Consider the following 26,983-nt stretch of genomic DNA (forward strand, 5'->3'; position numbering starts at 1 on the left):
TAAAATACGGGTTCTTTAAAAATTCCTTAATATTTTAGTTGTTTTACTAATAATTATAATAATTTTATACCGTGATTAGAGCTATTCCATCAAACGAACTATTTACCATACTTTTAATTATAGGTATGGCGGTTATTGCTATAGCAAAACTTACTGCGCGTAAACGTTTTACGGACTTCACTTTTGTGGTAATAAACTCTAAGTATCTTAATATTTATGCTCGAGATCAGAAGTTTTTCGACAAGTTTGATGCTCTACTATTTGGAAACTTAATTCTATCGGCATCTGTGTTTAGTTACATTGTTTATAAACACACCTATAACATTACCGATGTCTCTATTAATTTAATGTTTAAAATAGCCGTTGGCATATCGGTTTTTATATTAATAAAGGTACTTTTAGAACGCCTTTTAGGTAGTATTTTTTCTATAGATGGACTTGTAGACCAGTATGTATTTCAAAAAATTAGTTACAAAAACTTTTTAGGTGTTATTTTACTACCCATAAATGGCCTTTTACTTTTCACATTATCCCCAACAACACAAGTAATATACGGCTTTATTGGGCTACTTGTTTTAGTTAATTTAATCGGGCTAATAACCTCATTTAAAAGACATCAAAATTTAATAAAAAACAACTTGTTTTATTTTATTTTGTATCTTTGCGCACTTGAAATCGCACCTTATCTATTTTTATATAAGGTTTTGGCTTCAAAATAACAGAATAAAAACTGATTGCGCTTATGAAAGTGAAAACCATTTTAGTATCTCAACCAGAACCTAAAATAGAAAACTCACCTTACTTCGATTTAGAAGAAAAACAAAAGGTGAAAATAGATTTCCGTCCTTTTATTCATGTTGAAGGGGTTTCTGCCAAGGAGATTAGACATCAAAAAATAGATTTAGGCCAGTACACTGCAATTATATTAACAAGTAGAAATGCAGTAGATCACTTTTTTAGAGTGGCCGACGAAATGCGTTTTAAAGTTCCTGATAGTCTTAAATATTTCTGCCAATCGGAAGCTGTTGCTTATTATTTACAAAAATATGTGGTTTATAGAAAACGTAAAATCTATGTTGGAAAACGTACGTTTGCAGAACTTTCACCACTTATTAAAAAATATAAAGACGAAAAATTCTTGTTACCAACTACCGATAAAGTTAAACCGGAAGTACCAGATACTTTAGATGCTTTAGGTGTACAATGGAAACAAGCTACGTTTTACAAAACTGTGGTTAGTGATTTAACAGATTTAGCTGATGTACTTTACGATATACTTGTGTTTTTCAGTCCGTCGGGAATAGAGTCTTTATTTCAAAACTTTCCAGATTTTAAACAAAACGATACCCGTATCGCTGTATTTGGAAACACTACAATTAAAGCAGTAGAAGAAAAAGGTTTACGTGTAGATATTGCTGCGCCAACACCAGAAACACCTTCTATGACTATGGCTTTACAGAAATACATTGATAAAGTAAATAAAGGAAAATAAAAACACCTTTTTTAGATGATAACAAAAACGCCCGATTTAATTAAATCGGGCGTTTTTAGTTTTATATAGTAATCTAAATAGTAGTTATTCCTTAACAGCTAAACCTTCATCACTTAGTTTAATTACCTCTTCGATCATGGTATCACTCTTGTTAAAGATTTCATCAAATGCACCATCCCCAAATAGTTGATCTCCCAAAGTAGCCTTTATAAATTGTTTTATTTCTTGTTGATAGGCCACAAAAGTAATCGCGGTATCTGTTCTTAAGTTTAAATAATCTTGAAAGGCAAAAACCATATCGTCACTCACTTCAAAAGCATCTATAAAATCCCGACGCGAAATCTCATCATATTTATGACGGTCTTTTTCAAGCTCCTCAAACACAAAATAACCCATAAAACCACGACGCTGCAAAAACGTTAGTGTTTCATTCTGCATACTTGTATCTATAGGCACAAAAACATCAGGAATAATACCACCACCGCCGTAAACTACTTTTCCGCCAGGTGTTATAAACTTTAGTGAGTCGGCTACTTGTATTTTTTCAGAATCTAAAAGTTCTCCACTTTCAAGACGCTCAAAATAATCATCGTAATAATCTTTATTTCCATTTTTATAAGGTCTTTGTATAGAACGTCCCGTTGGTGTGTAATAACGAGATACGGTTAAGCGCACAGCACTACCATCACCCAATTCCATTTCACGTTGCACTAAACCTTTACCGTAAGATCGTCTCCCTACAATGGTTCCTTTATCGTTATCCTGAATAGCGCCCGCTACAATTTCACTAGCCGAAGCAGAGTTCTCATCAATTAACACATAAATTTTACCATCTTCAAAATCACCTTCATCTGTGGCAAAGCTTTTATTTATTTGGCCACGTCTATTTTTAGTGAATAAAATAAGTTTATCTTCTTCTAAAAACTCGTCTACAATTTTATTTGCAGTATCTAGAAAACCACCAGGATTATCGCGTAAATCCAAAGCAATTTCAGTGGCTCCGGCTTCAATTAATTTATCTAAACCTGTTTTAAACTCATCGTAAGTGGTTTCCGCGAAGCGATTCACCTTAATATAACCTAGCTTTTTCGTTAGCATATAAGCCGCATCTACACTTTTTATTGGAATAAGATCGCGCTTTACAGTAATATCCAAAAGTTCCGGTTCACCTTTTCTAAAAACCTTAAGTTTTACATCGGTATCAATACGGCCTTTTAGTTTTTTAACCATATCGTTTTCACGAAGTTTACTTCCGTAAAGTGTATCGCCATCGGCCATCACAATTCTGTCTCCACCTTTGATACCGGCTTTTTCACTTGGCCCGCCTTCAATAGAACGAATAACAGCAATAGAATCTTTATACGGATAAAAACTAACACCAATACCCACAAAATCCCCTTTCATGTTCTCGGCAACACCTTCCATTTCTTCCTTAGGAATATACACCGAATGCGGATCTAAATTTTCTAAAATTCCGTTTACGGTAACATCAACAATACTATCCGTATTTATATCATCTACGTAATCGTAATCGATATAATCAATAAGCCTGTTAAGCTTTTCCTTTTTACTGTTTTTCGTAAAAACCCGGTCCGACGACCCCGAAAAGCTCAACTTCCCTCCAATAAAAATACCCGCAGCAATAGCTACGCCTAAAATTAATGGTAAATATTTTTTTTGATAGGTCATTCTGCTGTTAAATCAACTATTTGTTCGAGTTCAATTCCTGCTTTTTCAAGAAACCTTAAACCCGAATCATCTTTATAAGAATCGTGATAAACCACCTTTACAACACCTGCTTGGTGTATTAATTTACTACACTCCTTACACGGCGACATGGTGATATAAAGTGTTGCGCCTTTGCACGATTGCGTAGAAGCTGCAACCTTTAAAATAGCATTGGCCTCGGCATGCAAAACATACCATTTTGTGTATCCTTCATCATCTTCACAAAAATTCTCAAAACCAGACGGTGTTCCATTGTAACCATCCGAAATAATCATACGGTCCTTTACAATTATCGCCCCAACTTGTCGGCGTTTACAATACGATAATTTACCCCATTCTTTCGCAATGCGCAAATAGGCCTTATCATATTTTTGTTGTTTATTTTTTGGCATCAATTCGTTTTAATTATGGCGTTACCCTCGTTTTAAATCTCAGGTATTAACCCAAATACATTAGGCTTATTCGGGTCGGGCTTTCCGCTATATCTTTTTCTATTCATTCTCCTGCTTAGGCAGTCGAATTCATAAAAAAAGGATGCCGCATCAATCCCTAACGCAAAACTGTCTGTTCGATTAAACGAATATAGTTCGATTGTATTTTAATTACAACCTCCGTAAGTTAAAGTTTTATCAAAAATTAAGATAAAAAGTCGCTGTTTAGTATCATAGGAATCACTAAACCAACCACAATAGACGAAATAACCATAACCCAGTCGCGCTTAGAAAATCTAAAAATAGTTTGCACCAAATACCCCAAGAACAACACAATAAAAACAATAATTATTTGTGCTAATTCTATACCTAAGGCAAATTCTAAAAGCAATAAAATTTTATTATCGTTGCTCCCTAAAAGCATTTTAAATTCTCGTGCAAAACCTAAACCATGTATTAAACCAAAGAAAAGTGTGGTTAAAAACAAAATGCCAACTTTTTCCTTTTGCGCACCTTTACCCGCTGTAAACACATTAAAAAGTGCCGCAACCATAATGGTAACAGGTATTAAAAACTCAACAATAGCACCATTTACAGTAATCACGCCATAAGCTGCCATAACCAAGGATAAAGTATGCCCAAGAGTAAACATAGTTACTAATAAAAGTACACGTTTCCAGTCTCTAAACAGGTACGGAACCGTTAGAACAATTAAAAATAAAACATGATCATAGGCATTTATATCAAGCACGTGATTAACACCATACTCCACGTTAAACCAAAAATTTTCTAACATATTAATTACAATTTAGGGATTTCACCAAGTTTAAGAAACGCTTTATTCTTTAAACACATTTGGCATTGCATCAAAGATACAATTAATTACAATTATTTTAAAAACACTTTATTTTTTTACAAATCAAGTGTTTATAGCTATTACCAAACTTAAATACAACAAAATATAGCGCCATTTCGTTCTACTTACTACCAAACACATTGCGGATTAGTATATATTTGTAACCTATCTTTTTAATTGAATTATAATGACGTTTAAAATTTTAATTACTCTAAGTATTTTGCTTTCATTTTCGGCGTGTAAAAAAACACAAGACACTGAGGTTGAAATCGAAATTGAAGAAACCACCTCTCAAAACCTTTCAGAAAAAAACATAGCACAACTTAAGTATGTGGAGTACGCCTTAGATGTTAAAACAGAAAAAGCTATTGAAGATTGGGCAGAATATTTTCAATTAGAAACCCACATCAACAATGTAAAAAAAGGAGATTTAGGTTTTTTCTATGATAACGATAAAAACATAAAAACACTTTTACGCGATTTAAAAAAAGATATTCCAGAAGCCGTAAATAGTGATGCTACATTAGCAAGAATTTCCGCCTTAGAAACACATCTTTACAAACTAAAAAGCTTAGCTAACTTAGAATCTACAAGCAAAGACGAACTGCTTTTAACTATAAAAGATTTCTTAATATCGTTCTCTAACTTCAACTTTCAAATGAATCAAAAAATTGAAGCCGACGGTATTAACATAGCTAAACCATAGAACCTCCTTTTTAATCTCATTTTCATTTTTAGACAAATACGCTTCTATAAAGTAGAATTTATATGTATTTTAGCGCATAAGATTACATCTTAACACTAAAACTCACTATAAACCTAAAAATTGAAAATGAAACCTAATTACCTATCCCTATTAAGTGGGCTTGCTTTTCTTTCTGTTGTCGCTTGTAAAACCGACAAAAAAAAAGAAATTATAGCTCAAGTTGAAACTGCACCAGGAATTAACCTAGAATTCATGGATACTACAACCAAACCCAACGACGATTTCTTTAGATACGTTAACGGAAAATGGTTAGACAACAACGAAATCCCATCAGACAGAACACGCTGGGGAAGTTTTGACGAGCTTAGACAAAAAACAGACGATGATGCACTTACTATTTTAAAAACAGCATTATCGACAGATAAAGATTTAAAGAAAACGGAAATTATTGCTGGTTCGGATCAAGATAAAGCGGTAAAATTATACCAAACCATAATGGATACTATTGCTAGAGATAAGCAAGGTATAGAACCATTAAAACCTTACTTAGCAAAAATTGATGCTATAGAAAACATCCAAGACTTACAAGATTACATTATAGAAATGGAATCTAAAAGTGGTTCTGGTTTTGTTGGTTTTTATGTGGGCGCTCACCCTAAAGACAGCAACAAAAATGTTGGTTACATAGGTGGTGGTAGCTTAGGCTTACCAGATCGTGATTATTATATTAACGACGATGAAAACTCTAAAGAAATTAGAGCTAAATATTTAGCACACATTTCTAAAATGTTACAACATTTAGGAGAAACGGAAGAAAAATCAAGCTCTGAAGCTTTACAAATTTTAGATTTCGAAACACGTTTAGCACAATCAAAAATGGATAAAGTAGAGCGTCGTGATGCACGTAAACGCTTTAACCCAAGATCTATTGCCGATTTACAAAACATGGTACCAGCAATAAACTGGGATGCTTACTTTAAAGGTATTGGCGTAAAATCTATCGATACTGTAATTGTTGGTGAAGTTAAGTATTTTGATGCCTTACAGGGTATTTTAAAAGAAAACAACGTAGCAGACTGGAAAGCTTATTTACGCTGGAACAGCTTTAATGATGCTGCCGGATTATTAAGCACAGATTTAGCTAAAGCTAATTGGGAATTCTACAGTAAAGAACTTCGTGGTGCTAAGGCTCAAAAACCTTTAAACGAACGTGCTTTAGGTACTGTAAATAATACTGTTGGTGAAGCGCTAGGTAAATTATATGTAGAGAACTACTTTCCACCAGAAGCTAAAGCAAAGGCAGAACGTATGATAAAAAACGTAATTCTTGCTTTTCAAAACAGAATTTCGAATGTATCATGGATGACGGAAGAAACAAAGGAAAAAGCCATTGAAAAACTTTTAGCTCTAAAAGTAAAAATTGCTTATCCTGATCAATGGACAGATTACGCAGAATTACAAATTGAAGGTCCAGAAGAAAACGGATCGTACTTACAAAACATACTTAACGTTAGAGCTTGGAATCATAAAAAAACCATTGCAGACTTATCTAAACCAGTAGATAAAAGCGAATGGGGTATGGCACCGCAAGTCGTGAATGCTTACTTTAACCCACCTTACAACGAAATTGTTTTTCCTGCTGCTATTTTACAACCACCATTTTACAATTTCACTGCAGATGATGCTGTAAACTACGGAGGTATTGGAGCTGTAATTGGTCATGAAATTTCACACTGTTTTGATGATTCTGGATCTCGTTACGATAAAAACGGAAACTTAAACAACTGGTGGACCGATGAAGATTTAAAACAATTTGAAGCTTTAGGAAAAAATTTAGCCGATCAATATAGTGCTATTGAAGTTTTACCTGATGTACATATTAACGGTGCTTTTACACTTGGTGAAAACATTGGTGATTTAGGTGGTGTAAATGCTGCTTATGATGCTTTACAAATGGATTTGGAAGCTAACGGAAGACCAGAGCCTATTGATGGTTTTACACCAGAACAACGCTTTTTTATGAGTTGGGCAACCGTTTGGAGAAGCAAGATGAGAGACGATGCTTTAAAGACAAGAATAAAAACAGATCCACATTCTCCTGGAATGAACAGAGCTGTACAACCTTTACTTAACATCGATGCATTTTATAGCGCTTTCGATATTAAAGCTGGAGACAACATGTATATTCAACCAGAAAATCGTGTAAAAATCTGGTAATAACATATAATTAATAAAAACAAAAAAGGCGTTTTCTATATTTAGAAAACGCCTTTTTTAATACTATACTATTCTTATTTCTTCTCCTGAGCAGCCTGAGCTTGCATCACTTGCTTTTGTCTTAACAACTCTGTTTTAGTAAGCTGTACTAAATTAAAGTTAGGCGCTTCTTTTAAAATACTATCTAAAATATCTACAGCTGCATCTATATTTGCTTTTTTATCTTTATTGTAAGTTGCTAAAGCATTTAAATACATAAAGGCCGATTTCAAGGGTACCTCATAAGGCGATTGTGTTTCGTAAAAAGCCTTTTTCATATCTGCTTCCGAATTGGCAATACCATAATCAATATGCTTTTGAGCCTCTGCTTGCATATTAGTTTGCATATTTAATTCTGCCAACTCATAAGCTACTAACGGGTTTTGTTCTCTTTTAAACATTTCGTTAAAATGCTCTATAGCCAATTTTGGTCGCTTTACTGCTTTTAAAGATACAGCTTTTACCTCAACTGCAATATCAGAATCGGTAGACATCTTTACCACACCTATTGTATTTAAAGCCTGCACATATTTCCCTTCACTCATATAAATGTAAGCCAATGTATCTTGGCGTGCTTCCGATGGAGACAAAACATTTAAATGCGTCATGGCATTTATAATACCTTGCACATCACCTTGCAATCTCATTTGCTTATAATATCCTTCGTAATGTTTTAATAAATCTGAATTTGTTTGCGCTTGCATTTGAAAACCGCATGCTACAATAGCAAGTAATAAAATCTTTTTCATCTATCTATATTAATTTAAAACGCTAAAACTATAAAAATTTAACATTTAAACTGTTAAAAGATTACCAATATTTTACTATTCGATAGTAATTGATTTTTTAAGAATAACCGCATCATTCAAAACAAAAGGTTTCGGAATCATATCATCAGCTCTTTCAGGAACTTTAAATTTTTCATCTTCTAATAAATTAAAAGAGGTTTCATAAATAACAAATGTTGTTTTTTGTTCCTTCGGAAGTACTAATTGTATATCCAAAGGATCTTCATCTGAAATATAATAGCTAAACAATCTATTAGTTTTACGCTTATCGAATGCTAAGCTCGTTTCTTTATTTACCTCAACATCAACGCCATTTAATGTTACCGCTTTAAAAACGTTAAGCGAATCGGAAAACACCTCAATTCTATTCGCTTTTCGCTCTGGAGTAATACAAAGTTCTACGTGTCTAAATTCGCCAATTATTGTATCATGTCCAATAACCATTTGTGGCGCCTTCAATGTTTTTATTGGAGCTTCTGTAGCATACGTAAAACTAGTACCGTACTTACTTGCAATGGTATAATTTTTTATAGTAGTAGCTGCCATAGGATGCTCCCCTAAAAAAGGAATCGTCCAAGCATCCAAAACATTATCATAAGTAGCCCAAACTGCTTTATTTTCATCCGCATCTAAAATATAGCACAAACTGTTAGGCTTTGGGTTTTCTGGTGAAAAACCTGAACTTATATGAGCAGAAATTAAAAAGTAAGCAGTTGCCAAAAGAAAACCATAAGACCATCTTTTTTTATGTTTGAAAGTGGAGAAAACCGGAATTAAAAGTCCGAATATTAAAACAACCAAAATCATGGAAGAGACCATCATTTTAAGTCCTAAACCTACAGGAAACATTTGCACAAAATTAGCCAGTAATAAAAGAACAGGCAAAGCTAAAATAGCATGACTGATAATACCTGGCTTCCTATTTCGAATTAAAATGAATAAACTCAACAAACTAAAAAATAACGGTAAGACCAGAAAACTCGCTCCTTTTAATAAAAAAGCAACCGCAACTGAAATAATCAGCCAGAAAAATAACGGAGCAATAAGCAAACTCGCTGCATTTCCTTCTTTATGGATTTTACTGTAAACAAAGAAACAGATTGCTATAGATAAACAAGTAAAAGCCGCAATATAAGTATGCCCGTTATAACTAAACCCCTGAAGAATTTCGCCATATTGTGGATATATTAATTTTAAAGCCGGCCAAGCATACAAACCAATTACAGCCGAAGCGATAAGCGACACAACAAATGCAAAAAAACCTTTACCAACATCAGCTCTTTTAAAAACACGTGTTCTACCTCCGTAAATTAAAAGCCCAATAAACACGATAACTGCTAGAATAACCAGAGGTATTATCCATGAAAATGGGTATTTAACCATTCTAAAAACGGGCACATTAAAATACACAAAGTCTTCATCACTTTTTAAAGCACTTAAATTAGCCTCACTAAAATAATTAAGCATTGGCATTAAATAAGAACCTTGGTGTTCTAAAGTCTTTCTATCTAACCGCTCGTAAGTATCCATAGCGGTATGATAATCGAAATGATCGTCTACGAAAGCGAAATTAAAACCATCGATATCGGCATCTTCACGAAACCGAGTTAAATCGGTATCATTAGGTAGCATTTTATAAATACTATAAAACAACGAATTCCCAACAGGGTATTGCGGTTTCGCTTTTACAAAGCCTTCTATTAAACCCGCATTACCTTGGTTAGTTTCCACAAGCATAATACTTGGACCTCCACTTCCGCGAGCTTCAAAATTTAAAACTAAGCCTACATTTTTTGCCCATTCGTGATGATTAACAAAAATATCTGCACCATTTAAACCTAATTCTTCCGCATCGGAAATAAGAATGATGATATCATTTTTAGGCGTTTCATTCTTACTTAAAAAAGCACGAACACCTTCTAAAATAGTTACAACACCCGAACCCGCATCACTTGCACCAATTGAGGAATGAGGATTGCTGTCATAATGTGTTAATAGTAAAAGTGCTTTGCCATTTTCTCGACCTTTAATTCGGGCTATTATATTTTTAGGTTTTGCTAAATTGCCCCAATCGCGAATGGAATAGGCTTCTTGAATTTGAGTTTCTAAACCTAATTTTTGCAATTGGCTTTCAATATAGTTACGCACGTCCAAATGTGCATCGCTTCCTAAAAAATGAGGTTCTTTTGAAATTTCTTTAAGATGAACTAAAGCACGTTGTGTAGAAAAATTTTGGTTTACCTCATCTAAACTAGATATATTTTGAGGCAGTAGCGCCAAAAAACTCCAGTAAATTCCGCCAATAATAATGAGTAAAGCGACAGCTTTTTTTATCATAACAACACCTTATAAATTTATATATCTAAATATACAATTTTTATAAACGCCATTAATCGAGTTGATGTTGTTTTAGGAAAATTGAAATAAATTTCCTATATTTAGAATTACTTTAATTAAAACTAAACAACTATGGGGATAAAAAGTTTTCAAGGCGCGCGAAAGCAGCAAGCCAACGTAGTCGATAGCACACCACTAAAGGTAAGTGACTATATGACAACAGATTTAATAACATTTACACCAAACCAAACCATAGAAAGCGTCATGCAAAAGTTAATTACGCACCGCATTTCTGGAGGACCTGTTGTTAATGAAAACAATGAATTGATTGGAGTAATTTCTGAAGGAGATTGTATTAAACAAATTAGCGAAAGTCGTTATTACAATATGCCTATGCAGGATAAAACTATTGAAAACCATATTACCATGAATGTGGATACTATTGATGGCAACATGAATATTTTTGATGCTGCCAACAAATTCTTATCTGCTAAACGCCGTAGATTCCCTATTGTTGAAAACGGTAAATTAGTTGGGCAAATTAGTCAAAAAGATGTTCTAAAAGCCGCAATGACTTTAAAGGGACAAAACTGGAAATAAACGCATTACAATACATTTACACGCAACAAAGCTTTTGGTTCATCTGTAACTAAAAGCTTTTGTTTTTTTGTACCTGTTAGTGTTAGTATTTTAGAGTATGAGTATCCCTTTATAGGTTCGCTTAAACTTTCCCATTCCGCCATGCCTTTTACAGCAATATTTTCATCGATTTCAACAACTCCTTCTCTGTAACGCATTTGTTTATTAACACCGAACAGCCCTGTGCTTTTCTTACCGTGTTTTTTTAAATAAGCTTCTAAATTCTCTGGCGCATCTTTTCTAAATCCTGAGTTTTTGCTAAAATCTTTTACTAAATGAATGTATTTAGAATCTGCTCTTAAATTAGAAGTTTTTACAATCGCCATCTCACTTGCTGCGGAAATAAAGAAATCTTGACTTTTAGCATCGTCAATAATTTTACGCCAACTCTTATCGCCTTTAACCTCAACCACAACATGATAATACACGCATTTTCTGCCGCTTAAAGGCGCAACTAAAGGCTCGCCAACATGCTTGGCCTTACCTATAATTTTTGCGTACTCGTTTCTTTTTATACTGTTTATGCTTTTTTTACGGGTCTTTTTAAACTCCCGAAGCATTCTGTTTTTTTTACTGAAATAATACGACAACAAACCTATTAGGATGATAGTCGAAAACATAAAAACAGGAATTAAAAAGTGCTTATTCTCTTGAAAAAGCGATAAAACATTATCCATAATTTAATTAACTTTCTCGTTTTACTAATGCGTAATAATCGCCTTCGAGTTCTAAATATCCTTGATCGTAAACAAAATAATATACCGTTTGTGCTTTAGTAGTATAAATACTAGTAAAGTAATTAAAATCGAAACCATGCTCGATTAATTTAGCACGTGAGGTTCTCGTTTTTTTATCTGGATTTAAGGTTTCTAAAATGCGATAATTTTTCCGAAGTCTATTGTTAGTGTTTCTAATTAAGTTTTTACTATCCTTATTTACCCGATTGTTATAGGCATTTCTGCAACCATCGGAACAGAATTTTTTATCAATTCTGCCAACAATTTTATCGCCACACTCTGGACATTCCTTTTGCATAGTGGTTTGTGTTTATTCTTACTCCATAAAGCTTTTTAGGTATCGAAATACCAAAACTGAGCTTATATTATTTTATTTTTTCGAATTCAAATTGAATTTTCATTTCACCTCCAGATACCATGGCATGCATATTATCTCCATGTTTCCAATATTTTATTTTGTTCGGAAAATCGATTGTATTGTTTTCACACATAAATTGATCTGCAGCATGAGCCACACCTTTAAACGTAACCGATTGTGTTTCTTCCGGAACTTTAACTACTAAATCCCATTGCTTACCAACTTTAACTAAACCTATGTTTTCTTGCTTAATGGTATCTCCATTTTGCATGGTAAAACCAATGCCCGAGTATTCGGTTTCACTAATTTTCTCCCAATGTTCAAAAGTCGCTTTTCCTTCCTCTTCGTTTAAGCGTTTCCATTTCCCTAATAACCAATCGAAATTCTTAAATTCTTCAACAGTAGTTGTAGGTTTTAAATCTGCTTGTACGTTTTCCTTCTTAGTTTCATTACAAGACAGAAACAAAATTGCAACACACAACACCCCTACTTTTCTTATCATCTTTAAGTTTTATTGCGGTTTATACTTCCTTAGATTTATATCATTTTTTTAAAACACTTACTATCTTCAACACCCGAATATTGCCCATAATTTAGCATTAAATGATAGCCGTTTTTTTCATACAATGCAATAGCTTCTGGTTGTTTTATTCCTGTTTCTAAAACACATTGCTTAAACCCTAATTCTTTAGCCCATTGCTCTAACTCTGCAAGCATCATTGAAGCAACACCTTTCCCTCTACTTTCCTCAGAGGTATACATGCGTTTAATTTCCATGATGTCTTGGCTAAATTCTTTTATAGCACCGCAGCCAAGTGGTTTTTGATTTTCTAAGGCTACAACCACATATTTAATACGATCTACTTTATTAAATTGAGCATAAAAAGCGTGGTCTTCACCGTCTCTTATCGCTAAATCTCTATCTAGCAGTTTTACCAACTCAATAAAATCTGGGTTTTTAGAGTTTGTTCTTAGTATTTTCATTTTAAATTGAATTGCCTAGAGCACATACGAAGCTTGTTTACTTGCCTAATTTAACAAATAAAATTTAAATTTCGTATCTCCACTAATAATCTTACTTTGAAGATGTTCGGTAAAACAATTATTTAGGCGCAATTCATGAAACCTCTATTTTTCCAATTGTAGTTCAGCTCTTTTAACTTCGTCGGACAACTTCTTTTGGCTCCAATATGGTTCTTGAATACTTTTTTTCAATCTTGCTTCCGTTACTAGCCCGTCTCCATTATCTTCAGTCCATGATAGTATTTTATACGGAAAGTTTTTCTCTACTTCAATAGAAACCTTTCTATCGTAACTTAGATAGGCAATGTTAAAACGTATAGTACTGTCTTGTTCTGTTTTAGTAATTTCGGCCTTTGTGGCTTCTAAATCTTTATAAGCAAAACGACTGTATATAGTTGAAAAAATGATATCAACTTTCCCTAAAGGCAACTGACCTTTATTTAAACGAATACGCGTCATCAGTTCTTCTTCTAGCATAGCTGCGGGAATGGTTTTCTCTGTATCTCCATCGGCTTCAAAATAAGAAAACTGTTTAAAACCGTAATTGCTCCCATCCAGATTAAGCTGAGTAAACGTGTGTCCGCACCATTCCTGAATGCTTGTATTCAGCTTTAATGTATTTGGGTGTTTTTGAAAATCTACGGGTGTAAAAGAAGAGGTTACAATAGAATAATCGTAAATACCTGTAGTAAATTTTCGAACATGGTTTAATTTCATAACCGAAACTAAATCTTCTCCGGCTTCTTTCGGGTTATCCAACTTCACTTGTTTGCTTATTGAAAAAGGTTCCGTTACAAAAACCAAAACAACTTCACCTTCGCGAATTTCTCCATATCTCGACTGTTTTAATGTGTAACTATTTAATTCTGCTGTACCGCTATACCAATACTTATTAAACTCACTGCTTCGCTGCATGGTTTTCTGTTCTTTTACAGGGGTAGTTTCAGTTGTGGTCGACTTTTTATCGGATTGACAAGCCAAGCAAGAATAAATTGTAAGGAAACAGATTACTTTTAATAGTGAGTTCATATTTTTTTTGAATTATAATAGTCCCTGTATATGACGCTTTTTGATGAAATAAATTACAAGGAAAAGCCTTTAATTTACTGAACATCATCATTTACTTCAACCCAATATCCGTTGGGATCTTGAAAATAAACTTGCCTAATACCATCTTGGCGTATATAATATTTGTTTGGTACATCTAACCAATCGGAATAATCAATTTTTAATTCGTTTAGACATGCTATAAACTCATCAAAATTCGTTGTTGTTAAAGCAAAATGAACAGCCTTGTTTATTTTTATTTCAGCATCTGGAAGTGGAATAAGATGAAGTTGTTTCCCTTCACCTAAAGACAACCATCGCGTTTTAGAATTAGAAGCTGTATTCTCAATTTCTTTAAGCTGAAACAGTTTTTGATAAAACGCGGTAGATTGATCTACATTTTTTACAGAAAGCGCTATATGATTGAATAAAAAAGTACTCATGTATTTAATTTTATGACACTCAAATATCGGAATTATTATCATGACAATAAAAAAATAATCTAAATTTCAATTTAGACTAGACTCACTTTAAGGACTTTAATAACTACTTCTGCTTTATTTGCAACAACATTGTTCTTGCATTTTCATTTTCCAGATTCAATTCAATGGATTTCTCATACGCCTCAATTGCTTCTGCTTTTTTATCTGATTGCAATAAAGCCTCACCATAACTATCGTAAGCATTCCAACTATCAGGAAACAGCATGATATTCAATTTAAAAATCTGTAACGCCTTGTCTAACGCTCCACCTCTCAAAAGCGAATATGCCCATTCATTCAAATCACCTTCCGAATGTTTATTTTCTATTTCAACCTTTTTAGTTTCAATAGACAAATCAATAGCATTATCGAAAGCCTTTTTCAAAAACTCATTTTGCTTCTTCCCGTCTAAGGTTTCGGAGTATGCCTTTATAATTGTATTAATTGTTAACTCTGGATTATCTTGAAAAACAGCATGACCACTACCTTCGGCTAAAACATTTTCTACATTATCATTTTGGTCACCAAGTTCTTTGTGAAGTTTAAGCCATCGACCTGAAAGTATTTCAGGGTAACCTGGAAAAGAATTTTCAGGAAAAACATTTATAATTGAAATGTTTTTCGGGAATTCCATATTTCGCACATAGCGCATTGTCTCATTGAAATTCACATTTAAATAATAATCACCCGAAGGCTTTTCTATAGTACTGATATCAACATTGTGATCTCTCATTGTTAGCAACTCCTCATTCCAGAAATTACTAAGTGTAACATCGATTAAAACAACAGACTTCACTTTTTTAGGGTGTTTATTTGCGTACAATAAATTATAAAGCCCGCCGTAAGAATGAGAAACTAGAATAACTTCTTGGTTATAACCCAACCTTAAAAGTCCTGCTTCTAGTTCTTTAACACCATTTTCTATTCCAAAATCAGATTCATTTTTTAAATTCGGATTTAACTCACTTGTTCCAAATCCAGACCTGTCATAAGTTATTAGTGTTGTACCTGTAATTTCATGAATGTTTTCTAATATATCACTCCAAACAGAAGCATCATTCCCTCCACCTGCTTCAAAAAGAATTGGAGTTCCTTCTCCTCTCATTATTTTGAAATGCATTTTATAACCTCCAACATCTACAAGAGTATCTAAGGTTTGAGAATGCATTGAGATTGATAACAATAAAAATATTACGAATTTAAAATAGAAATATCTCATGTAGTTTGTAATTTACAATGTTTGGTTAAAGCTATGGTTTGTTCACTTGTATTTTCCGAAGAAAACCAAATGCAACACAAGAGATTTCTTGCTTTTATTACCTCGCCTTTAGCACCTCAAATTCCATGCCATTCCACTTTAACCATATATTGTAGTCCACACTTTTATCTTCAGTAAAATACTCGTGCTCTATCATCCATGTATCAAAGCGTGCTTCAATTTTTAATGTTTCCATATCCAAGTAATAATATACACGACTATTGTATTCTGATATTCCTTTAAATTGATTTTCCTTCAAGAAAAAATCTTTTGCTTGTATAGATGGCAATACATTAATTTTCTTTAGAATATTATTATAACTCTTTTCCCAAGTCTCGATATTAGACGTTTTTTCATTTTCTGTATGAGAAACAAGCATTAAAGTGCCATCAGTTTTGGTTAGAAAAAACAATGTTACTTGAGAAAACGGATGCTTACATGAAATTGTTAGTCTTTCTTTATTTTGAAATGAAACTTTCCAATTTGAAGATTCTCCGTTTTTAACCAAATTATTTATTTCTCCAGATGAAATTCCTTCGGTTGTGTTATCAAAAAGAGAATTGGGAGCAGCTGAAAGAAAATCAGTCAATGCGTTTTGCCCATAAGACACCAAAGTTATTAGTGTAATTAGGATAAAAGAAGTTTTCTTAGTCATTATTTTTCTATGCATAACAGAAGTATTTATCAAACAGAAAATTCACAAGAGTTTTGGCGAAAACGACATACAATATCATCATCCATAATTATTGGTTGTTTTTCTTCATTCTCTCGAACAGTTCAATTTCAGAAACATTCAATTTTGATTTCGGAATCGCTATTGCAAATGGTCTTGCTTGATTTAAAGTTAGCCATATACTTTCTTTGTTCAATTCAATATTCTTAATCCAATTCCAATCTTTCAATTCGGTTAAGTCTTTATTGTTATGATTAATTTTGATTTCAGTTTCATTAAATTCTACCGTGGCGTCAAAGTTTATTTTTTTAGCAAAAGTTTTAGCACTTATGTATTGCAAAGGCCACAATATTAAATTGATTCCTGCAAAAAACATTAGCGCTGTTACTATTGGGCTTAATCCGTTTATTGGTTTTAAAAACCCAAGAATTAAAGACAATATCAAGTATTTCCAGATGGATTTCTTCATAAAAAAGTGAACCTTCGCTTTAAGAATATTCTCGAAGTTTGACACCAATCTTTGTTTTATCATTTTTTGTTTTTTGTTTTTATATACTCTTTAATTCTCGTGAATACCAATAATTACTTACGAGGCTAATTCTGGCTCTGCAGCTCGCTTTTTTCTATTATAGTAAGCCCCAACACCAATTATGGTTATTACCTCTGCTATAATTGATAAATAAGAACCCTCGAACCCGAAAGCTCCGCCGTTTATTAAATTGCTTTCAATTATTTTAAATTCAATTATTGAGTATGTGTCTTGACCACTAACGTTAAAACCTAAAAGTGTTTGAAATAAATTCCAACTTAAATGCATTGCAATTGGAAACCATAAATTTTTGGTATAGATATATGATAAACCAAGAAGAATACCTGCTAAGAATAAATCGAATAAAGAAAACAAAGTAACGTTTGGGTTTAACCCGTGCATTAATGAAAACAGCATAGATGAAACAATTAAGGCAACATATTTATTAAATGAACTCATTAGGTTTTTCAGAATATAACCACGAAAAAGTGTTTCTTCAACAATAGCTACAATGGTAAAAAATAGTATTGATATTATTAACTCCAGAAAATTGAATTTAACATTTATAAAAAATATCTCCTCGAAGTAAATCAATAAAACATAACCTGATGTCATTATTATTAAACCAATTGCTATACCCACAACAAACTCTTTTAATCTATTTTTAGTTTGAAATCCTAGTTTAATAAAACGCTCTTTATCTACAAATTTCATAAAAAGACCTATCACTAAAAAAGTCCTCAATAAATTAAAACAACTCGTTATTAATTGTTCTTTTGAAGTTTCTACATACTCTAAATTTCCAAACTCAACACCCGCGACTAAACTTCCAATATATTGGAACAATCCAACAATCATAAAATACGATATCATGAATAAAAATATCCTTCCAACCGTATTCATTTTAGTTCCAATAGTGTTCATAATTTATTAGTTTCTTTTAAGGGCAAACGTTTACATATAAAAACTACACATAATTTTATTTACTGTTGTGCAACTTTATATACTTTCCATTATACACGAAGCACCTCTTTTAATGGCTTTCATCTTTTGTTTCGTTTCTCCTTTAGCTAATAAATCAGCATGCTCGCCTTCGTCTGTATCAGGAATTCTAATAATTTCAATTTTTGATTCAGCTAATTTTTTCAATTCGTTTTTAGTAAGTAAAAAAGTAAAAGAATAGGTAGTATAGTTTTGAGAATTCCCGATGTTAAAACCACCTCTAAAACCATAAAGGAAAGGATTCACTTTAGAAGTGGTAACATTTTCAATTTTTGGTTTAGTTTTTTTAATTGTTTTTAAGCCAATTTTAGAACCTTCTTCAAGTTTGAATAATATTTCTGAACCTTCATTAAATTCATGTTTTCTCTCTCCTCTATAAAAAAATGTAGTTGTAAAAGTTATTGAATCATTTTTAATTTCGAAGTAGACAATTTTATTATGAAAATCAAACGAAGTTATTATTTCATCTGTAAAAGGGTCTTTATCCGTTTTACATTTCTGAGAATATGCGTTTATTGATATCAGAATTAATAGAATTGGTATTATTTTTTTAAACATATCTTTTTTTGGCTGTAGTCTTTTATAGAGATGAAATTGCTAGTCTAGAATATTTTTGAAAGCGAAAATTTTTATTGTATCAAGTAACTTTACTAATTCATTAGTTTTTAATTATAAATGAAAATTACATTTATTACATCAAGTTGTTAAATACAAAGATTTTAAAAAAAATTATGCCAACAACCATACAGTCCAATTCCTATCACGCTAACTTACTCAAAAAAACCAAAACGGAAGCTATATTTAAGTTCAACATCAGTTAATTAGACTCCTATTTCATACTTTACTCATTTAAAGATTTATCCATTTACAAACGACTACAAACATTTACAAACGATTTTAAGCAATTAATTACCGAATAAAATTTGCAAGCTGTTAGATATTTGCAGTGTTGAAACCATTGAGGTTCAATAGTATTAACTGTTTAACGAGCTTACTATAGATGGTAGGCATTAAAAAATTTAAATTATGAATGCACTTAGAAACAAAGTACAGTTGATTGGTAGATTAGGGCAAGACCCAGAAATTGTTAATTTTACCGATGGTAATAAAATGGCGAAGTTTTCGCTAGCTACCGACGATAGCTACAAAGACAAAAACGGCAACAAAGTAGAACGTGCTTACTGGCACAATATTGTGGTTAGAGGCGGCCTTGTAAAGGTTGTTGAAAACTATGTTACAAAAGGAAAAGAAATTGCCATAGAAGGCAAATTAACAAACCGTAGTTACGATGATAAAGATGGCACTAAACGTTACGTTACCGAAATTGTTTGTAACGAACTCCTTATGCTAGGTAAATAATACTTAACCTAAATACATTTTTTAAAAGCAGCATCTAATTGAGGGATTAGGTGTTGCTTTTTTCTACATCAGTATAGCAAATTAAAAACCACATTGATTAAAATTTAACCCACAAACTTCTGAAATTAAATCTGAAATTTATTTCAATAAAAGCATATTGAAAGAATTTACACCTATTAAAAACATCGTTGAAATACAGTTTTAAACGTTAAAAGACGATATTAATGTTAATAAAATTTAATAACAAACATTTATTACCTATGTTTGGCCTGTTTAATGCATCCCCCTACATGAAACAGTTTTTAGCTTTAATCTACTTATTCAGTCTGTGCCTGTACGCCCAAGACGATGTTTACTTTCCTGAAAAGAGTAAAGGAGAATTATATGAATATGCTCAGTTTACCAACGCTGGTAGCTTAAACATAAAACTTAACGATGTTATCCAAAGCCCACTACTCCATTTTGAAAATTTAGAATCGAACAACCAAAGTGTTGGGTTTACATCTGATAGTTATTGGATTCGTTTTAAACTCCAAAATAGCGGCGCAGAATCTAAAACGTACTATTTAGAAACCGGACGTCCGGTAACCGATCACGCAGAACTTTATCAAATTTCTAAAGCTGAAACTAAAGTTTTTAAAAGTGGTGATCAAATAGATTTTGAAGATAAACAGGTAAAACATAGATCTACAATTTTCAAAATCAATTTACCTCCAAATGAAACTCAACAAATTTATATTCATCTAAAAAGTGATGGAGAAACCATAAACCTACCTTTAAATTTATACAGCGAAGCTTCTTTTTGGAAAACAAATTACTTCCAACAATTATTTTTAGGTCTTTTTTATGGACTACTCCTTTTAGCCGGTATTATTTACTTGTTTTTTTACAGCACCATAAAAGAAAAAGCCTTTTTGTATTATGGCATCTATGTATTTTCAATTTGCTTTATGCAAGCAGCATTAGATGGTTTTATACACGAGTATATTTTTACAAATGCGAGCTTTCTTAATAGCCGAATAGTACTAATAACAGCCTTATTCTCTAACTTCTACTTGCTTAAATATTGCGAATATTTTTTACAAGTAGACACGCATTTAAAATCTTTTAAAACGGCATACTACGTGGCTTATGGCATTATAGGCTTCTTGTTTACATTACTATTTGTAAACTCCAAATCTTTAGAAATCGCCTACCCAATAAGTAACTTGAATGGCTTATACAGCTTAATTTTAATACTATCTAGTGTATTTACATTACGCTATAAACGCATTAAAATAGATCCTTATTTCTCTTTTGGTATTTTGTTTTTAGTAATTGGCTTACTCGGTTTTGTAATGAATAATTTAAGCCTACTACCAAACAACTTTTTCACATTGAATAGCTCTAAATTCGGCTCTGGTTTAGAGGTGATTTTCCTATCGCTTTCCATGACAAATCTGATAAAATACATGCGCATTCAAAAAGAAAAACTACAAAAGGAGGCGTTAATAAAATCGGAAGAAATAGGTGAGCTTAAAACCTATTTTATGTCTAATATGAGCCACGAGCTTAGAACACCCATTAACGCCATTATGGGTATTGCTGAAATTGAATTAGGCCGACAAAAGAACAAGAAAACAAACGAATCTTTCGAAATTATAAAAAACGCATCGTTAAGCTTACTAAGTAATGTGAATGATATTATCGATTTTGAAAAAATTGAAAACGATAAATTACATCTAAGCCCTACCGTTTTTAACCCTACTATTAAATTACAGGAAATTAGCGCCAATTGGAAAATTGAAGCAGAAAAAAAAGGACTCGACTACAAGTTTGATTTAGATAACAGAATTCCTAAAAAAATACTAGCCGACTCTACACGTTTTGTACAAGTAATAAATAACGTATTGGCTAATGCTCTAAAATTTACCGACAAAGGGAATATTTATTTTAAGTTGATTTGCAATGAAATAAACGCGGATACCTGCCAGTTTTCTATTCAAATTTCGGACACAGGTATTGGCATAGACCAAAACTCGATAAAAAATGTATTTGAAAGTTTTAGTCAAATGCGACTAAATCATAAACGTGAATTTGGGGGTATTGGCCTAGGCTTAACCATAGTTTACCATATCGTTAAACTATTTGATGGCGAAATAAAAATTACCAGCAAAATAAATCAAGGTACAAACGTATTTATTAATTTAAATTTCCGATACATTTCCGAAGAACAACCTGCAGTAAAAAACATTATTAACTCCCATAAAGACAAGCCTTTGAAAATCTTAATAGCAGAAGACAATAAGATAAACCAAATGGTTTTATCGCGAATTTTAAAGACCAAAAAGAATATTTCATTCACAGTTACCAACAACGGAAAAGAAGCTATAGAAATGCTTAAAACCGAAACTTTTGATATTATTTTAATGGATTTGCAAATGCCAATTATGGATGGTTACGAAGCCACATCTATCATCAAAGGCGGCAGTTTAGGCTCTGTAATAGCAGGTATTCCAATTATAGCGATAACAGCAGATGCTATAGACGAAACTAGAGCGCACGTTCTAAAACTCGGTATGTGCGATTACATTACCAAACCATTGAATCAAGATTTATTATTCGAAAGAATATACACGCACTGCTTCCCAGATGATAATATTTTGAAAATTGCTTAGTTTAAAACTTAGTATTAAACATTATCAATATTAAAATACCCACCCTTATTTTCCTTGCGCTCTATAGATTGGTTTACAATTAAATGAGCAACGTTTAGCATATTACGTAATTCACACAGCGAGGTTGTTATTTTCGACTTTTTATAAAAAGCCTCTACCTCATCATAAATTAAGTCTAATCGCTTAATAGCACTCTTAAGCCTATCATCACTACGCACAATACCAACATAATCACGCATAATAGCTTGTAGTTGTTTTAAATTATGCTGAATAATAACGTGCTCTTTAGCAATAGATGTGCCTTTATCATCCCAGTCAGGAATATCTAAATCAAAAGTTTCTAAAGTATTTTTACTATGAAATTTAAAAATATTATGTGCATAAACCATGGCTTCTAGCAAAGAGTTTGATGCCAACCTATTTGCACCGTGAAGTCCTGTTTTAGTACATTCTCCACAAGAAAATAGATTTTTAATAGATGTTCTTCCATCCATATCTACATCAATACCACCACACAAATAATGTGAGGCTGGCACCACAGGAATCCAATCTGTTTTTATATCAATATGATTATCTAAACATTTTTGGTAAATATTAGGAAAGTGTGCTTTAAAAGCATCAATATCTAAATGAGAACAATCTAAAAACACATGCGTTTCCCCCGATTTTTTAAGCTCACTATCAATACTTTGAGACACAATATCGCGCGACGCTAATTCGGCACGATCATCATAATCAGGCATAAAACGATGTCCATTTTTGTCGCGTAAATACGCTCCAAAACCACGTACGGCCTCAGATATTAAAAAAGAAGATTGATCGCCACGCACATCATACAGAGCTGTAGGATGAAACTGAACAAACTCCATATCGGAAATTTTAGTTTTAGCACGGTATGCCATAGCAATACCATCTCCAGTGGCAATAACAGGATTGGTGGTATGCCCGTAAACACGACCAATGCCACCAGAAGCTAACAATGTACTTTTAGCTTTTATGGTAAAAATTTCGCCCGATTTTTGGTTTAAAACATATGCGCCATAACAACCTTTTTCTAAAGGTTTAGGCTTTTCAATATGATGGTTTGTAATTAAATCGATAGCAAAATGATGCGGCAATAAAGTAATATTTGGTAATTGATGTACACGCTTTAATAAAGCCATTTCAATTTCAAAACCTGTAATGTCTTTATGGTGTACAATACGAAATTCCGAATGCCCGCCTTCTTTACCTAAATCTAAATTTCCGCTAGCATCTTCATCAAAATTAGCGCCCCATTCGAGCAATTCTTTTAATCGATCTGGCCCTTCGTTTACAACCATTTCCACAACCTCCTTACTACAAAGTCCGTCGCCCGCAATTAACGTATCGTCTACATGCTTTTTAAACGAATCTTTTTCGTGGTCTAAAACAATGGCCACACCACCTTGAGCATATTTAGTATTAGATTCTTCCTCGGAAGCTTTTGTTACAATAACAACATTTCTCTCTGGGAATTTCTCTGCAATTTTAACCGAAAATGTTAATCCTGCAATACCTGAACCAATTACTAAATAGTCTGCCTTTATCATATTATTTTGAAAGTTCTAACATACGCTCAATTGGCAATAATGCACGTTCACGAATTTTCTCGTCAACATCAATCTGTGGCGATTCGTTAAGCAAACAATCATATAATTTCTGCATGGTATTCATTTTCATGAAATGACATTCACTACAAGCACAAGTATTATCTTCCTTGGCTGGCGCCGGAATTAATTCTGTATTAGGCATTTCTTCTTGCATTTTGTGCAAAATCCCTGCTTCGGTAGCTACAATAAATTTCTCGTTAGCATGTTCTCTAACAAAGTTTATCATTCCAGAAGTAGAACCAATATAAGCAGCCGTATCTAAAATATGAGTTTCAGATTCTGGATGTGCTATAATTTTATGCTCTGGATATTTTTTATGTAATTCAATTAATTTATCGATTGAAAATGCTTCGTGCACAATACAACTACCATCCCAAAGTAGCATATCGCGACCTGTTTCATTTATTATATATTGTCCTAAATTTCTATCTGGAGCAAATATAATAGGTGTTTCTTTTGGTATAGATTGTACTATTTTTAACGCATTGGAAGATGTACAAACAATATCACTTAGCGCCTTAATTTCAGCCGAACAGTTTACATAAGTAATCACCACATGGTCTGGGTGTTTTTTAGTAAACGCAGCAAAATCTTCTGGCGGACAAGAATCGGCTAAAGAACAACCTGCATTTAAATCTGGTAAAACAACTGTTTTAGATGGGTTTAAAATCTTTGCAGTTTCCGCCATAAAATGCACACCTGCAAACACAATAATATCAGCATCGGTTTCAGCAGCTTTTTGAGACAAACCTAAACTATCACCAACATAATCGGCAATATCTTGTATTTCTGGCACCTGATAATAGTGCGCCAAAATAACGGCATTCTTCTCTTTTTTTAAGCGTTGTATTTCTTTCACTAAATCCATAGTAATCCTCATTTAACTGCAAATATCTTAATTAAAATGCGTATTAAATTCAGAATACCTTAAAAAAACCATGAGAATAAAAAACCAGCATTCTTTTTATAAAATCATTAAATTATTGTTAAGTAAACTCTTAAATAAATGTCAAAAAACAAAAAGCGTTTTGCGAAAAACTACAAAACGCTTTAAGTTTAAGCTTTAATAGTTAAGCTTTCTATTTCTAATTGAATCTCGTTTAACGTTAATTCTCCTTTAAAAAGTTCGGATAAAACAGATGCCTTAATATCTACAAATTCATTTTTTACATCATTAAAAAGCGATTGATAATACGCCACACCGGCTTTCATGTTCTTTGTAAAATTCAACAAGTATTTTTCTTCTTTTTTATTCATCGACACTCGAGCCTCAGCTAATTTGTTTTTTAAGAAATCGATATAAATATCAAGCTCTTTAACAAACAAATTAGGTCTATCTGTTCTGGAAACCATATTATCTCGCCCGTAAATATGATCGGTCATGTTTTTTAAACTCATTACCTTAGAATAATATGCCATATTAGGTCCCGGACAAACAGAAACACCTTCGCCTTCCGTTTTTGTATCTAACCCGTAAGCCAAAAGCGCAGAAGTACCCAGGCCAACGCAAGTACACGATTTCTCTATTATTTTATTGTATTGGTTTTGATAATCTTCCGGAGATAATTCTTGGTCTTTTAAAGCTTTTATTTTAAAATGTTGATATTCTCTAGATGCCGTACAAACACCTGTTTCTTTAAACTCTTTGTTCATGGCTACAAATTTCTTTGGGCACGAACTTCCTGGTCTACCTTTATCAATCCTAACCTGCTTTTCAGCATCTTTTGTATTATCTTTTAGATTATTAAAAGGCACACCTAACGGAGAAATATCACTTAAATACAAGTCGCTTTCTTCAGCTTTAGCTAATTTACTCAGCGTATCTTTATCTACAGTTGTAGCTTCTGGGACTAACAAAAATGGACTACCCCAACCTACAGAATCTAAGTTGTAATGTTTCATTAAAAACTCATGCTCTTCAAAAGTTCCAACACCTCCTTGCGCTGTAATTTCAAAGTTTAATTCTTGTTTTGGTATGGCTTTATTTTGATTTAAAAGCTCCTGACTTAAAACACTATAAATTGTTTTTTGAAGCTCATCTCTATGCACTTTAAACTCAGCTAAAACAGGCCCTAAAAGATAACCTTCTGTAGCAAAAGCATGACCGCCACAATTTAAACCAGACTCTATTCTATATTCCGAAACCCATAAGCCTTTTTTAGCTAAAAACTTCCCTTGAATTAAGGCCGATCTATAATCGCTAACCTTTAAAATAATACGTTTTTTAAACCCACCGTTTTCGTCTGGAAAGAAATCATTAAACTGAGACATATACGCATATAATCTCGGGTTCATACCAGCAGAAAGCACTACAGACGAATTTAATTTACTATTAGCAAAACCACGTAATGCAGCATGTGCATCGTTAAATTCTACAGGTAATTTTTCATCTTTTATATAGTTATCTTTATCAACTTTCGTCATGATATTAACATCAATCGCGCCCATAGATAAATTGTTACTCACCCAGTTTTTAATCTTAGAGAAATCTAATTCTTTAGACGTTAGTTTTTCGAATTCAGCCTTCATTTTAGAACCATCGGGCAACATGCTGATATAATTAAAAAGTTCTTCGCTTTTTTCTGCCGAAACATTTTTTAATTCTTCAAATTTCTTACCCGCTAAGTCGCTAATTAAATTTAAATAAGAGGTAATTCTTTTTGCTCTAAAATCTTCTATTTTATCTGAAATCTCATGGTAAGGCACCTCAAACTTTTCGCTGTACATTTTTCGTAATTTTTCAAGCAGAATATCATCTACCAAAGAAATCACAGAATCCATACCGTATTGCGCAACTTTTAAAGGCGTATCTATTGTAAATCCTATTCCCATTACAGGAATATGAAATGAATGTGTGTTTTTCATATTAATTGAATTAATCAACAAATGTATACTAGGAATAGATTGATAAAAATGACATATATCATACTTTAAGAACGTACAATGTTTTTATTTCTGAGTCTTATTGTAAAGAAAAGCTGAGATTTCAGTATT

26 protein-coding genes are annotated in these 26,983 nt (G+C 32.7%); 7 read left to right on the forward strand and 19 right to left on the reverse strand.

Annotation, left to right across the window (positions count from 1 at the left end; genetic code table 11):
* Positions 1–71: 71 nt before the first annotated feature.
* Together GQR98_RS05085 and GQR98_RS05090 are read left to right on the forward strand one after the other, a co-directional pair.
* Complete coding sequence (locus GQR98_RS05085) at positions 72–719, forward strand: DUF4271 domain-containing protein (RefSeq protein ID WP_159018562.1); 648 nt, start codon at positions 72–74, stop codon at positions 717–719.
* A 23-nt stretch (positions 720–742) separates the two neighbouring features.
* Positions 743–1,492: a uroporphyrinogen-III synthase gene (locus GQR98_RS05090; protein WP_042496453.1), complete on the forward strand. Its 750-nt coding sequence runs from the start codon at positions 743–745 to the stop codon at positions 1,490–1,492.
* 84 nt (positions 1,493–1,576) lie between these two features.
* Here GQR98_RS05090 and GQR98_RS05095 read toward each other — a convergent pair whose 3' ends face one another.
* From GQR98_RS05095 to GQR98_RS05105, 3 genes are all read right to left on the reverse strand, one after another.
* Positions 1,577–3,181 (reverse strand): S41 family peptidase, encoded by a 1,605-nt coding sequence (locus tag GQR98_RS05095; RefSeq protein ID WP_159018563.1) that lies wholly within the window; start codon positions 3,179–3,181, stop codon positions 1,577–1,579.
* Positions 3,178–3,612, reverse strand: a complete 435-nt coding sequence (locus tag GQR98_RS05100; RefSeq protein ID WP_042496452.1) for a deoxycytidylate deaminase — start codon at positions 3,610–3,612, stop codon at positions 3,178–3,180. Before GQR98_RS05100 ends, GQR98_RS05095 begins: the two co-directional genes overlap by 4 nt.
* 244 nt (positions 3,613–3,856) lie before the next feature.
* Complete coding sequence (locus tag GQR98_RS05105) at positions 3,857–4,447, reverse strand: HupE/UreJ family protein (RefSeq protein WP_042496450.1); 591 nt, start codon at positions 4,445–4,447, stop codon at positions 3,857–3,859.
* 247 nt (positions 4,448–4,694) lie between these two features.
* Between GQR98_RS05105 and GQR98_RS05110 the strand changes: the two genes are divergently transcribed.
* Together GQR98_RS05110 and GQR98_RS05115 are read left to right on the forward strand one after the other, a co-directional pair.
* Positions 4,695–5,213, forward strand: coding sequence for a hypothetical protein (locus tag GQR98_RS05110; RefSeq protein WP_159018564.1), 519 nt, complete (start codon positions 4,695–4,697; stop codon positions 5,211–5,213).
* Positions 5,214–5,339: 126 nt separating this feature from the next.
* A complete protein-coding gene (locus tag GQR98_RS05115) occupies positions 5,340–7,430 on the forward strand; it encodes a M13 family metallopeptidase (protein WP_159018565.1) in 2,091 nt (696 codons plus the stop codon).
* Between the two features lie 74 nt (positions 7,431–7,504).
* On the opposite strand, the gene GQR98_RS05120 is transcribed toward GQR98_RS05115, so the two are convergent.
* Both GQR98_RS05120 and GQR98_RS05125 read right to left on the reverse strand, forming a co-directional pair.
* A complete protein-coding gene (locus GQR98_RS05120; RefSeq protein WP_159018566.1) occupies positions 7,505–8,218 on the reverse strand; it encodes a hypothetical protein in 714 nt (237 codons plus the stop codon).
* 75 nt (positions 8,219–8,293) lie between these two features.
* Positions 8,294–10,594 carry a M28 family peptidase gene (locus tag GQR98_RS05125; RefSeq protein WP_159018567.1) on the reverse strand — a complete coding sequence of 767 codons (2,301 nt, stop codon included), beginning with the start codon at positions 10,592–10,594 and terminating at the stop codon, positions 8,294–8,296.
* Between the two features lie 132 nt (positions 10,595–10,726).
* Here GQR98_RS05125 and GQR98_RS05130 point away from each other — a divergent pair, with 132 nt between their 5' ends.
* On the forward strand, positions 10,727–11,194 hold the full coding sequence (locus tag GQR98_RS05130; protein ID WP_042502489.1) for a CBS domain-containing protein: 468 nt from the start codon (positions 10,727–10,729) through the stop codon (positions 11,192–11,194).
* 5 nt (positions 11,195–11,199) lie between these two features.
* On the opposite strand, the gene GQR98_RS05135 is transcribed toward GQR98_RS05130, so the two are convergent.
* The 11 genes from GQR98_RS05135 to GQR98_RS05185 form a co-directional block, all read right to left on the reverse strand.
* The gene (locus GQR98_RS05135; RefSeq protein WP_159018568.1) at positions 11,200–11,910 is read right to left on the reverse strand and encodes a hypothetical protein; all 711 of its coding nucleotides are present in this window, start codon (positions 11,908–11,910) and stop codon (positions 11,200–11,202) included.
* Between the two features lie 7 nt (positions 11,911–11,917).
* A complete protein-coding gene (locus GQR98_RS05140; RefSeq protein WP_159018569.1) occupies positions 11,918–12,268 on the reverse strand; it encodes a hypothetical protein in 351 nt (116 codons plus the stop codon).
* Positions 12,269–12,335: 67 nt separating this feature from the next.
* Positions 12,336–12,830 carry a hypothetical protein gene (locus GQR98_RS05145; protein ID WP_233268080.1) on the reverse strand — a complete coding sequence of 165 codons (495 nt, stop codon included), beginning with the start codon at positions 12,828–12,830 and terminating at the stop codon, positions 12,336–12,338.
* A gap of 35 nt (positions 12,831–12,865) precedes the next feature.
* Positions 12,866–13,312, reverse strand: a complete 447-nt coding sequence (locus GQR98_RS05150) for a GNAT family N-acetyltransferase (RefSeq protein WP_159018570.1) — start codon at positions 13,310–13,312, stop codon at positions 12,866–12,868.
* 144 nt (positions 13,313–13,456) lie between these two features.
* Positions 13,457–14,380 carry a hypothetical protein gene (locus tag GQR98_RS05155; RefSeq protein WP_159018571.1) on the reverse strand — a complete coding sequence of 308 codons (924 nt, stop codon included), beginning with the start codon at positions 14,378–14,380 and terminating at the stop codon, positions 13,457–13,459.
* 74 nt (positions 14,381–14,454) lie between these two features.
* Positions 14,455–14,841, reverse strand: a complete 387-nt coding sequence (locus tag GQR98_RS05160; RefSeq protein WP_159018572.1) for a VOC family protein — start codon at positions 14,839–14,841, stop codon at positions 14,455–14,457.
* A gap of 103 nt (positions 14,842–14,944) precedes the next feature.
* A complete protein-coding gene (locus GQR98_RS05165) occupies positions 14,945–16,048 on the reverse strand; it encodes an alpha/beta fold hydrolase (RefSeq protein ID WP_159018573.1) in 1,104 nt (367 codons plus the stop codon).
* Positions 16,049–16,196: 148 nt separating this feature from the next.
* On the reverse strand, positions 16,197–16,808 hold the full coding sequence (locus tag GQR98_RS05170) for a hypothetical protein (protein ID WP_159018574.1): 612 nt from the start codon (positions 16,806–16,808) through the stop codon (positions 16,197–16,199).
* A gap of 73 nt (positions 16,809–16,881) precedes the next feature.
* The gene (locus tag GQR98_RS05175) at positions 16,882–17,343 is read right to left on the reverse strand and encodes a hypothetical protein (RefSeq protein WP_159018575.1); all 462 of its coding nucleotides are present in this window, start codon (positions 17,341–17,343) and stop codon (positions 16,882–16,884) included.
* Between the two features lie 54 nt (positions 17,344–17,397).
* Positions 17,398–18,264 (reverse strand): CPBP family intramembrane glutamic endopeptidase, encoded by an 867-nt coding sequence (locus tag GQR98_RS05180; RefSeq protein ID WP_159018576.1) that lies wholly within the window; start codon positions 18,262–18,264, stop codon positions 17,398–17,400.
* Positions 18,265–18,339: 75 nt separating this feature from the next.
* A complete protein-coding gene (locus tag GQR98_RS05185) occupies positions 18,340–18,900 on the reverse strand; it encodes a hypothetical protein (protein WP_159018577.1) in 561 nt (186 codons plus the stop codon).
* Between the two features lie 468 nt (positions 18,901–19,368).
* Here GQR98_RS05185 and GQR98_RS05190 point away from each other — a divergent pair, with 468 nt between their 5' ends.
* Positions 19,369–19,701: a single-stranded DNA-binding protein gene (locus GQR98_RS05190; protein ID WP_159018578.1), complete on the forward strand. Its 333-nt coding sequence runs from the start codon at positions 19,369–19,371 to the stop codon at positions 19,699–19,701.
* A 290-nt stretch (positions 19,702–19,991) separates the two neighbouring features.
* Positions 19,992–22,358, forward strand: coding sequence for a hybrid sensor histidine kinase/response regulator (locus GQR98_RS05195; protein WP_159018579.1), 2,367 nt, complete (start codon positions 19,992–19,994; stop codon positions 22,356–22,358).
* A 14-nt stretch (positions 22,359–22,372) separates the two neighbouring features.
* Here GQR98_RS05195 and nadB read toward each other — a convergent pair whose 3' ends face one another.
* From nadB to GQR98_RS05210, 3 genes are all read right to left on the reverse strand, one after another.
* Positions 22,373–23,929, reverse strand: a complete 1,557-nt coding sequence (nadB, locus tag GQR98_RS05200) for an L-aspartate oxidase (protein ID WP_159018580.1) — start codon at positions 23,927–23,929, stop codon at positions 22,373–22,375.
* Position 23,930: 1 nt separating this feature from the next.
* Positions 23,931–24,857 (reverse strand): quinolinate synthase NadA, encoded by a 927-nt coding sequence (gene nadA / locus GQR98_RS05205; protein ID WP_159018581.1) that lies wholly within the window; start codon positions 24,855–24,857, stop codon positions 23,931–23,933.
* Between the two features lie 188 nt (positions 24,858–25,045).
* Complete coding sequence (locus GQR98_RS05210; protein WP_199270267.1) at positions 25,046–26,854, reverse strand: hypothetical protein; 1,809 nt, start codon at positions 26,852–26,854, stop codon at positions 25,046–25,048.
* Positions 26,855–26,983 lie beyond the last annotated feature (129 nt).

Origin of the sequence: Algibacter sp. L3A6 (assembly GCF_009796825.1) — a bacterium.
GTDB lineage: Bacteria > Bacteroidota > Bacteroidia > Flavobacteriales > Flavobacteriaceae > Algibacter.

Excerpts from the sequence above, each read along its gene's own strand:
- GQR98_RS05090 (WP_042496453.1), top strand. The coding sequence starts at position 743 with ATGAAAGTGAAAACCATTTTAGTATCTCAACCAGAACCTAAAATAGAA.
- GQR98_RS05095 (WP_159018563.1), bottom strand. The coding sequence starts at position 3,181 with ATGACCTATCAAAAAAAATATTTACCATTAATTTTAGGCGTAGCTATT.
- GQR98_RS05100 (WP_042496452.1), bottom strand. The coding sequence starts at position 3,612 with ATGCCAAAAAATAAACAACAAAAATATGATAAGGCCTATTTGCGCATT.
- GQR98_RS05105 (WP_042496450.1), bottom strand. The coding sequence starts at position 4,447 with ATGTTAGAAAATTTTTGGTTTAACGTGGAGTATGGTGTTAATCACGTG.
- GQR98_RS05110 (WP_159018564.1), top strand. The coding sequence starts at position 4,695 with ATGACGTTTAAAATTTTAATTACTCTAAGTATTTTGCTTTCATTTTCG.
- GQR98_RS05115 (WP_159018565.1), top strand. The coding sequence starts at position 5,340 with ATGAAACCTAATTACCTATCCCTATTAAGTGGGCTTGCTTTTCTTTCT.
- GQR98_RS05120 (WP_159018566.1), bottom strand. The coding sequence starts at position 8,218 with ATGAAAAAGATTTTATTACTTGCTATTGTAGCATGCGGTTTTCAAATG.
- GQR98_RS05125 (WP_159018567.1), bottom strand. The coding sequence starts at position 10,594 with ATGATAAAAAAAGCTGTCGCTTTACTCATTATTATTGGCGGAATTTAC.
- GQR98_RS05130 (WP_042502489.1), top strand. The coding sequence starts at position 10,727 with ATGGGGATAAAAAGTTTTCAAGGCGCGCGAAAGCAGCAAGCCAACGTA.
- GQR98_RS05135 (WP_159018568.1), bottom strand. The coding sequence starts at position 11,910 with ATGGATAATGTTTTATCGCTTTTTCAAGAGAATAAGCACTTTTTAATT.
- GQR98_RS05140 (WP_159018569.1), bottom strand. The coding sequence starts at position 12,268 with ATGCAAAAGGAATGTCCAGAGTGTGGCGATAAAATTGTTGGCAGAATT.
- GQR98_RS05145 (WP_233268080.1), bottom strand. The coding sequence starts at position 12,830 with ATGATAAGAAAAGTAGGGGTGTTGTGTGTTGCAATTTTGTTTCTGTCT.
- GQR98_RS05150 (WP_159018570.1), bottom strand. The coding sequence starts at position 13,312 with ATGAAAATACTAAGAACAAACTCTAAAAACCCAGATTTTATTGAGTTG.
- GQR98_RS05155 (WP_159018571.1), bottom strand. The coding sequence starts at position 14,380 with ATGAACTCACTATTAAAAGTAATCTGTTTCCTTACAATTTATTCTTGC.
- GQR98_RS05160 (WP_159018572.1), bottom strand. The coding sequence starts at position 14,841 with ATGAGTACTTTTTTATTCAATCATATAGCGCTTTCTGTAAAAAATGTA.
- GQR98_RS05165 (WP_159018573.1), bottom strand. The coding sequence starts at position 16,048 with ATGCATTCTCAAACCTTAGATACTCTTGTAGATGTTGGAGGTTATAAA.
- GQR98_RS05170 (WP_159018574.1), bottom strand. The coding sequence starts at position 16,808 with ATGCATAGAAAAATAATGACTAAGAAAACTTCTTTTATCCTAATTACA.
- GQR98_RS05175 (WP_159018575.1), bottom strand. The coding sequence starts at position 17,343 with ATGATAAAACAAAGATTGGTGTCAAACTTCGAGAATATTCTTAAAGCG.
- GQR98_RS05180 (WP_159018576.1), bottom strand. The coding sequence starts at position 18,264 with ATGAACACTATTGGAACTAAAATGAATACGGTTGGAAGGATATTTTTA.
- GQR98_RS05185 (WP_159018577.1), bottom strand. The coding sequence starts at position 18,900 with ATGTTTAAAAAAATAATACCAATTCTATTAATTCTGATATCAATAAAC.
- GQR98_RS05190 (WP_159018578.1), top strand. The coding sequence starts at position 19,369 with ATGAATGCACTTAGAAACAAAGTACAGTTGATTGGTAGATTAGGGCAA.
- GQR98_RS05195 (WP_159018579.1), top strand. The coding sequence starts at position 19,992 with ATGAAACAGTTTTTAGCTTTAATCTACTTATTCAGTCTGTGCCTGTAC.
- nadB (WP_159018580.1), bottom strand. The coding sequence starts at position 23,929 with ATGATAAAGGCAGACTATTTAGTAATTGGTTCAGGTATTGCAGGATTA.
- nadA (WP_159018581.1), bottom strand. The coding sequence starts at position 24,857 with ATGGATTTAGTGAAAGAAATACAACGCTTAAAAAAAGAGAAGAATGCC.
- GQR98_RS05210 (WP_199270267.1), bottom strand. The coding sequence starts at position 26,854 with ATGAAAAACACACATTCATTTCATATTCCTGTAATGGGAATAGGATTT.